Source organism: Streptomyces sp. NPDC004721, from assembly GCF_053601495.1.
Genome location: NZ_JBSGBZ010000077.1, coordinates 22533 through 29547, shown reverse-complemented (window position 1 = coordinate 29547; position 7015 = coordinate 22533). Strand labels below are relative to the sequence as shown.

8 protein-coding genes and 1 pseudogene are annotated in these 7015 nt (G+C 73.5%); 7 read left to right on the top strand and 2 right to left on the bottom strand.

From position 1 onward, the window contains the following. The 5 genes and pseudogenes from ACWEK3_RS37940 to ACWEK3_RS37920 form a co-directional block, all read left to right on the top strand. Positions 1 to 519 (top strand): annotated as a pseudogene (locus ACWEK3_RS37940) (SRPBCC family protein); the annotation flags it as partial. Next, entirely contained in the window at positions 516 to 902 is a 387-nt protein-coding gene (gene gvpJ / locus ACWEK3_RS37935) for a gas vesicle protein (RefSeq protein ID WP_390724703.1), read from the top strand. The pseudogene ACWEK3_RS37940 and the gene gvpJ, both read left to right, overlap by 4 nt. Beyond that, positions 899 to 1660 (top strand): GvpL/GvpF family gas vesicle protein, encoded by a 762-nt coding sequence (locus tag ACWEK3_RS37930; RefSeq protein ID WP_450543815.1) that lies wholly within the window; start codon positions 899 to 901, stop codon positions 1658 to 1660. The genes gvpJ and ACWEK3_RS37930 overlap by 4 nt, the downstream gene beginning before the upstream one ends. Beyond that, positions 1657 to 1839 carry a gas vesicle protein gene (locus ACWEK3_RS37925; RefSeq protein WP_141356740.1) on the top strand — a complete coding sequence of 61 codons (183 nt, stop codon included), beginning with the start codon at positions 1657 to 1659 and terminating at the stop codon, positions 1837 to 1839. Before ACWEK3_RS37930 ends, ACWEK3_RS37925 begins: the two co-directional genes overlap by 4 nt. A 2-nt stretch (positions 1840 to 1841) precedes the next feature. Beyond that, entirely contained in the window at positions 1842 to 2123 is a 282-nt protein-coding gene (locus ACWEK3_RS37920; protein ID WP_365428083.1) for a gas vesicle protein K, read from the top strand. Positions 2124 to 2169: 46 nt separating this feature from the next. Here the strand turns inward: ACWEK3_RS37920 and ACWEK3_RS37915 are convergent, their stop codons facing one another. Together ACWEK3_RS37915 and ACWEK3_RS37910 are read right to left on the bottom strand one after the other, a co-directional pair. Continuing rightward, positions 2170 to 2988 (bottom strand): class I SAM-dependent methyltransferase, encoded by an 819-nt coding sequence (locus ACWEK3_RS37915; RefSeq protein WP_453251801.1) that lies wholly within the window; start codon positions 2986 to 2988, stop codon positions 2170 to 2172. Between the two features lie 126 nt (positions 2989 to 3114). Then, positions 3115 to 4608, bottom strand: coding sequence for a phosphatase PAP2 family protein (locus ACWEK3_RS37910; RefSeq protein ID WP_450543820.1), 1494 nt, complete (start codon positions 4606 to 4608; stop codon positions 3115 to 3117). 75 nt (positions 4609 to 4683) lie between these two features. Between ACWEK3_RS37910 and ACWEK3_RS37905 the strand changes: the two genes are divergently transcribed. Beyond that, entirely contained in the window at positions 4684 to 5337 is a 654-nt protein-coding gene (locus ACWEK3_RS37905; RefSeq protein WP_453251800.1) for a histidine phosphatase family protein, read from the top strand. A gap of 42 nt (positions 5338 to 5379) precedes the next feature. Then, on the top strand, positions 5380 to 6999 hold the full coding sequence (locus tag ACWEK3_RS37900) for an ABC-F family ATP-binding cassette domain-containing protein (protein WP_450543824.1): 1620 nt from the start codon (positions 5380 to 5382) through the stop codon (positions 6997 to 6999). Positions 7000 to 7015 lie beyond the last annotated feature (16 nt).

Sequence of the window (7015 nt, the reverse complement as noted above, 5' to 3'; positions counted from 1 at the left end):
CGCATCCAGTGGACGTCGGAGGGAGCGAAGGGCACCACGAAGGGCGTCGTCTCCTTCCACCGCCTCGAGGAGAACCTCACCCGGGTCCTGCTGGTGATGGAGTACTACCCGAGCGGCTTCTTCGAGAAGACCGGGAACATCTGGCGGGCCCAGGGCCGCCGCGCCCGGCTGGACCTGAAGAACTACGTCCGCTTCGTCACCCTCAAGGGAGAGGCCGACGAGGGCTGGCGTGGCGAGATCCGCGACGGCGAGGTCGTCCGCAGCCACGAGGACGCGGTGGCCGAGGAGGAGCGGGAGTCCGAGGAGGAGGCCGGATACGAGGATGAGGAGCAGCCGTACGAGGAGGAGGAGAACGGCGAGTACGAGGCCGAGGAGGAAGAGCCCGAGGAGGAGCCCGAGGCGGAGGAAGACGAGGAGTACGAGCCCGGGGAGCCCGAGGACGAGGGAGAGCCCGAGTACGAGGACGAGGAAGAAGAGGAGCCCGAGTACGAGTACGCCGAGGGCGGGGGCCGCCGATGACGACGCCCAGCCGACTGCCCGAACCGTACGGCCCGAGCAGCGGGGCCAACCTCGCCGACATCCTCGAGCGCGTGCTCGACAAGGGCATCGTCATCGCGGGCGACATCCGCATCAACCTGCTCGACATCGAACTGCTCACCGTCAAGCTCCGGCTCGTCGTCGCCTCGGTCGACAAGGCCAAGGAGATGGGCATCGACTGGTGGGAGAGCGACCCGGCGCTCTCGTCCCGCGCCCGCCGCGACGAACTCGCCCGGGAGAACGCGGAGCTGCGCGAGCGGCTGGCGCGACTGGAGGAACTGGAGCTGGACCGTGGCCGCCCGGAGCCCGGCCGTCTGGACCGGGGCCGCGTGGACCAGGGCCGCGCCCGCAAGGAGGCACCATGACCGGACTGCGGTACGTCTACGCCGTCTGCCGGCCCCTCGGCGCGCCCCTCCAGGCGCAGCTGACCGGGGTGGCGGGCGCCCCGGCCAAGCAGCTCAACCACCACGGCCTGGTCGCCGTCGTCAGCGAGGTGCCGGAGCGTGACTTCGGCGAGGACCCGCTGCACGCCCATCTGGAGGACCTCGACTGGCTCGCCGCCACCGCCCGCGCCCACCAGGGCGTCGTCGACGCGCTGACCGTCGTCACCACACCGCTGCCGCTCAGGCTCGCCACCGTCTTCCGGGACGACAGCGCCGTGCGCTCGATGATCGAGGCCCGCGAGGACCACATCCGCCGCACCCTGGACCGGCTGGAGGGGCGTGTGGAGTGGGGCGTGAAGATCTACGCCGAGACCGAGCAGTCCCAGCAGGCCGCACAGCCCGCGCCAAGGGCCGCCTCGGGCCGGGACTACCTGCGCCGGCGACGGCAGCAGACCCGGGCGGGCGAGGACCTGTGGCAGCAGGCGGAGACCTTCGCGACCCGGCTCCACGAGCAGCTCTCCGCCTTCGCCGAGGAGTCCCGGCTGCACGCCCCGCAGCACCCCGCCCTCTCCGGCGGCACGACGGGGCGGAACGTGCTCAACGCCGCCTACCTGGTGCCGCGCGGCGACTCCGAGGAGTTCGTGGAACTCGTGGACCGCACGAAGGACGACGTGCCGGGGCTGCGCGTGGAACTCACCGGGCCCTGGGCGGCGTACTCCTTCGCGGGGGAGGAGGCATGACGGTCGTCGAACGCCGTGAGATCGCCCTGGTCGACCTGCTCGACCGGCTGCTGGCCGGCGGTGTCGTCATCACCGGGGACATCACCCTGCGCATCGCCGACGTGGACCTCGTCCGCATCGACCTGAACGCGCTGATCAGCTCGGTGAACGCCCAAGTGCCGTCGCCCTTCGAGGAGTAGCCGTGGCCCCGCGCAAGCGACTGGATCTGGAACCCGACACGGTCGAGCGGGACCTGGTGAAGCTCGTGCTCACCGTCGTGGAACTGCTGCGCCAGCTCATGGAGCGGCAGGCACTGCGCCGCTTCGACGAGGGGGACCTGAGCGAGGAGCAGGAGGAGCGGATCGGTCTCACGCTCATGCTCCTGGAGGACCGCATGGCCGAGCTGCGCGACCGGTACGGACTGCGGCCCGAGGACCTGAATCTGGACCTCGGCCCGCTGGGACCCCTGCTTCCCCGGGAGTGACGCTTCGGGAACGACGGGGGAGAGGTCCGCAAGGAGAGCTGGTGAATCAGCCCTCCTTGCGGCACAGGATCTCCCCGTGCAGGACCGCGAACCAGCCGTCGTGCCGCTCGCCCCACTCCCGCCATGCCGCCGACACGGCCCGCAGCCGCTCCTTGGTCACGTGTCCGCCCGCGACGGCGCGCTCGGCGTACGCCGACGCCAGGGTGCGGTCGGCCCAGAGCCCGCTCCACCAGGCGCGCTCGTCCTCGGTGGCGTAGGTCCAGGTGCCGGAGGTGGCCGTGACGTCGGTGAAGCCGGCCGCCAGCGCCCAGGACCGCAGCCGGCGTCCGGCGTCCGGCTCGCCCCCGTTGGCGCGGGCGACCCGCCGGTACAGGTCCAGCCAGTCGTCCAGCCCCGGCACCCGCGGGTACCAGGTCATCGCCGCGTAGTCCGCGTCGCGGACGGCGACGTACCCGCCCGGCTTCGTCACCCGCCGCATCTCCCTCAGCGCCTGCACGGGGTCCCCCACGTGCTGGAGCACCTGGTGGGCGTGGACGACGCAGAACGTGTCATCGGGGTGGTCGAGGGCGTGCACGTCGGCCACCGCGAAGTCGACGTTGGTCAGGCCCCGCCCGGCGGCCGTGGCGCGGGCCTGCTCCAGGACGCCGGGCGCCCGGTCGACACCCGTGACGTGCCCTTGGGGGACCAGGGCCGCCAGGTCGGCGGTGATGGTGCCGGGACCGCAGCCGATGTCGAGGATCCTCATGTGCGGCCGGAGCGAGCCGAGCAGGTAGGCCGCGGAGTTGGCGGCGGTGCGCCAGGTGTGCGAACGCAGCACGGACTCGTGGTGCCCGTGTGTGTAGACGGCCGTCTCCCGCTTCGGCATGGCTGTACCCCTTCTCGTCCCCTGACCCCGTGGGCCCGCGGCCCCGGGCGGTACGGATCACGGTACGCCTCCGTGCCGGATGGTGAGACCCCCGATTTCAGCATCCGGACAGACGAGGGCGGGTGGTCAGTCTCCGGGCAGCGGCCGGTACACCGCCAGCGCCTCGGGCAGCTTCTCCAGCCACAGATCGTCCTCCACCTCCGTCACCTCGCCGTCGTGGGCGAGCAGCGTGCCGGGCGCGACACCGGTCAGGCGCAGGCGCTTCACCTGGACCGCGGCGTGGGCGGGGGACCGGGTCAGCGGGCCGGCCAGAGCCGCGGACAGCAGGCGCAGCGCCGGCCTGCGGCCCCCGTGCACCACCCGGACGTCGAGCTTTCCGTCCGTCAGGTCGAGCCGGCGGCCCGGCGCGAGCCCCATGCGGTGGTACGTGCCGTTTCCGGCGAACAGCAGCCACAGCGGGTGGGTGCGGCCCCGCACCACCGCCCGCAGCGGATGGCGGTCGGCGCTCAGCACCTTCAGCGCCGCCAGCACCCCGGCCGGCCAGCCGCCGATCCGGCCGGCCCAGCGCTCGCGCTCGCGCACCAGCTCCGGGTACAGGCCGAGGCTGAAGGTGTTGAGGAAGACGCCCCGCTTGCTCCCGGAGCGGAAGCGGCCCACGTCCACGCGTACGCCGTGACCATGCTCCAGGGCCCGGCCGAGAGCTCGCGCGTCCTCCACGCCGAGGTCGTAGGCGAAGTGGTTCAGCGTGCCGCCGGGCAGTACCGCGAGCGGCAGGCCGCGCCGCAGGGCGACCTCGGCGGCCGCGTTCACGGTGCCGTCGCCGCCGCACACCCCGAGCACCCGGGCGCGGTCCGCCGCCTTCTCCAGCTCGGCCTGGACCTCTCCCGGTTCGCACTCGACGACGTCCGCCTCCGGCAGTACGTCCCGCAGCGCGCCGGCGCGGTCCGCGGTGCCGGAGGCCCGGTTGGCCACGAGCACCAGGCCCGCGCCGCCGGGCAGCGCCGGCAGATCGGCGCGGGGGTGGGGCGGCGGGCCGGTCTGCGCGCGGGTGGGCACCAGGGCCCGTGCCGCGAACGCGACGCCCGCGCCCAGTGCGGCCCCCGCCAGCACGTCGCTCGGGAAGTGGACGCCGGTGTAGACGCGCGAGAGCGCCACCGACGCGGCGACCGGGGCCACCGCCGCGCCCCAGGCCGGGGACTCCAGGGCGACGCCGGTCGCGAAAGCGGCCGCGGACGCCGCGTGCCCGGACGGGAACGACGTGGTGAACGGCTGCCGCTTGAGCCGGCGCATGATCGGGACGGGGTCCAGGACCGGCCGGTCGCGGCGCACCGAGCGCTTGCCCAGGGTGTTGACGGTCAGGGACGCCAGGCTCAGGGAGGCCAGGCCGCGGACGGCTGCCCGGCGGGCCCTCGGGGTGCGGCTCGCGGAGATGGCGGCCGCCGCCGCGCACCACAGCACGCCGTGGTTCGCGGCCCGGCTCAGCCTCGGCAGCACGGGCCCGGCGCCGGGCCAGCGGCGCTCGGCCGCGAACTCGAACAGCCGGCCGTCCAGCGCCGTCAGGCGCTTCAGGACGGCGCGGGCGCCGGTCTTCGGGACGGTGAGGTCGACGTCTGGGCTCATACCGGCACCGTTACCCTGAAGTCGCCGTTTCTTGTGTGCGCGGGGCGGCACACCGGCCGTCGTAGGGACCCTTGCATGCGTCTGCTCCTCATCCGCCACGCCCAGACCCCCTCCAACGTGGACCACCTGCTGGACACGCGGATCCCCGGGCCGGGCCTGACCGAACTCGGCGAACGGCAGGCCGCCGCGCTGCCGGGGGCACTCGCCGGCGAGGACATCGAGGCGCTCTACGCCTCCACGCTGGTCCGCACCCAGCTCACCGCCGGGCCCCTGGCCGCCGTCCGCGGACTCGACGTGATCGTCCGCGACGGCATCCGCGAGGTGTCGGCGGGCGACCTGGAGACGGAGCCGGGCGACTCCGAGCGCGGACAGATCTACATGCGCACGCTGCTGGGCTGGGCCGCCGGTGACCCCCGGACGCGTATTCCCGGCGGCGAGAGCGGCACCGAGGTACTGGCCCGCTACGACGCCGTCGTCGCCGAGGCCACCGCGGACGGCGCCGGAACCGTCGCCATGGTCAGTCACGGCGCGGCCATCCGCCTGTGGACCGCGGTCCGCGCCCGCAACCTCGACGCGGAGTTCGCCGCCACCCACCCCCTGGAGAACACCGGCGTGGTGGTCCTCCAGGGCTCGGCCGACGCCGGATGGACGGCCCTGACGTGGGCGGACGCGATCGTCACCCCGGCGCGGGAGAGCGGCCCGGCGGGACGGCCCGTGGACTTCGGATAAGCGTTTGCCCGGCCCGCGCGGTCGCGACCAGAATGCCTGACCATGGGACATCTGGAAGCCGCGCACCTGGAGTACAGCCTTCCCGACGGGAGGACGCTGCTCGGCGATGTGTCCTTCCGGGTGGGCGAGGGGGCCGCCGTGGCCCTCGTCGGACCCAACGGCGCGGGCAAGACCACCCTGCTCCGCATGGTCTCCGGCGAGCTGAAGCCGCACGGCGGCACCGTGACCGTCAGCGGCGGTCTCGGTGTGATGCGGCAGTTCGTGGGGTCGGTGCGGGACGAGACGACCGTGCGCGACCTGCTCGTGTCGGTCGCGTCGCCGCGGGTGAGGGAGGCCGCGCGGGCCGTCGACGCGGCCGAGCACGCCATCATGACCGTCGACGACGAGGCCGCCCAGCTCCGCTACGCGCAGGCGCTGGCCGACTGGGCGGAGGCGCGCGGCTACGAGGCCGAGACACTGTGGGACATGTGCACCACGGCCGCGCTCGGCATGCCCTACGACAAGGCGCAGTGGCGGCAGGTGCGCACGCTGTCCGGCGGCGAGCAGAAGCGGCTGGTGCTGGAGGCGCTGCTGCGCGGCACGGACGAGGTGCTGCTGCTCGACGAGCCGGACAACTACCTCGACGTGCCCGGCAAGCGCTGGCTGGAGGAGCGTCTGAAGGAGACCCGCAAGACGGTGCTGTTCGTCTCCCACGACCGTGAACTCCTCGCCCGCGCCGCCGACCGGATCGTCTCCCTCGAACCCGGCCCGGCCGGCGCCGACGCCTGGGTGCACGGCGGCGGTTTCGCCACCTACCACGAGGCCCGGCGCGAGCGCTTCGCCCGCTTCGAGGAGTTGCGCAGGCGCTGGGACGAGAAGCACGCGCAGCTGAAGAAGCTGGTGCTGAACCTGCGGCAGGCCGCCACCGTCAGCCATGAACTGGCCTCCCGCTACCAGGCCGCCCAGACCCGGCTGCGCAAGTTCGAGGAGGCCGGTCCGCCGCCGGAGCCGCCGCGTGAGCAGGACATCCGCATGCGCCTGAAGGGCGGCCGCACCGGCGTCCGGGCCGTCACCTGCCAGAGCCTGGAGCTGACCGGCCTGATGCAGCCCTTCGACCTGGAGGTCTTCTACGGCGAACGCGTCGCGGTGCTCGGCTCCAACGGCTCCGGCAAGTCGCACTTCCTGCGGTTGCTGGCCGGCGAGGACGTGGCGCACACCGGCATGTGGAAGCTCGGCGCACGGGTGGTCCCCGGGCACTTCGCCCAGACCCACGCACACCCCGAGCTGGTGGGCCGCACCCTGCTGGACATCCTGTGGAAGGAGCACTCCCAGGACCGCGGTGCCGCCATGTCCCGGCTGCGCCGCTACGAACTGACCGGCCAGGCCGAGCAGACCTTCGACCGGCTCTCCGGCGGCCAGCAGGCCCGGTTCCAGATCCTGCTGCTGGAGCTGGCGGGTGCCACCGCCCTGCTCCTGGACGAGCCGACCGACAACCTCGACCTGGATTCCGCCGAGGCCCTCCAGGAAGGCCTGGAGGCCTTCGAGGGCACGGTCCTCGCGGTCACCCACGACCGCTGGTTCGCGCGCTCCTTCGACCGGTTCCTGGTCTTCGGCAGCGACGGCCGGGTCCGCGAGACCCCGGAGCCGGTGTGGGACGAACGGCGGGTGCGGCGGGCGCGGTAACGCACGTCTGCCGCCG

Bases quoted from the DNA above. Each gene is read 5' to 3' on its own strand.
- ACWEK3_RS37905 (WP_453251800.1), top strand. From the start codon at position 4,684: ATGCGTCTGCTCCTCATCCGCCACGCCCAGACCCCCTCCAACGTGGAC.
- ACWEK3_RS37900 (WP_450543824.1), top strand. From the start codon at position 5,380: ATGGGACATCTGGAAGCCGCGCACCTGGAGTACAGCCTTCCCGACGGG.
- ACWEK3_RS37910 (WP_450543820.1), bottom strand. From the start codon at position 4,608: ATGAGCCCAGACGTCGACCTCACCGTCCCGAAGACCGGCGCCCGCGCC.
- ACWEK3_RS37915 (WP_453251801.1), bottom strand. From the start codon at position 2,988: ATGCCGAAGCGGGAGACGGCCGTCTACACACACGGGCACCACGAGTCC.
- gvpJ (WP_390724703.1), top strand. From the start codon at position 516: ATGACGACGCCCAGCCGACTGCCCGAACCGTACGGCCCGAGCAGCGGG.
- ACWEK3_RS37930 (WP_450543815.1), top strand. From the start codon at position 899: ATGACCGGACTGCGGTACGTCTACGCCGTCTGCCGGCCCCTCGGCGCG.
- ACWEK3_RS37925 (WP_141356740.1), top strand. From the start codon at position 1,657: ATGACGGTCGTCGAACGCCGTGAGATCGCCCTGGTCGACCTGCTCGAC.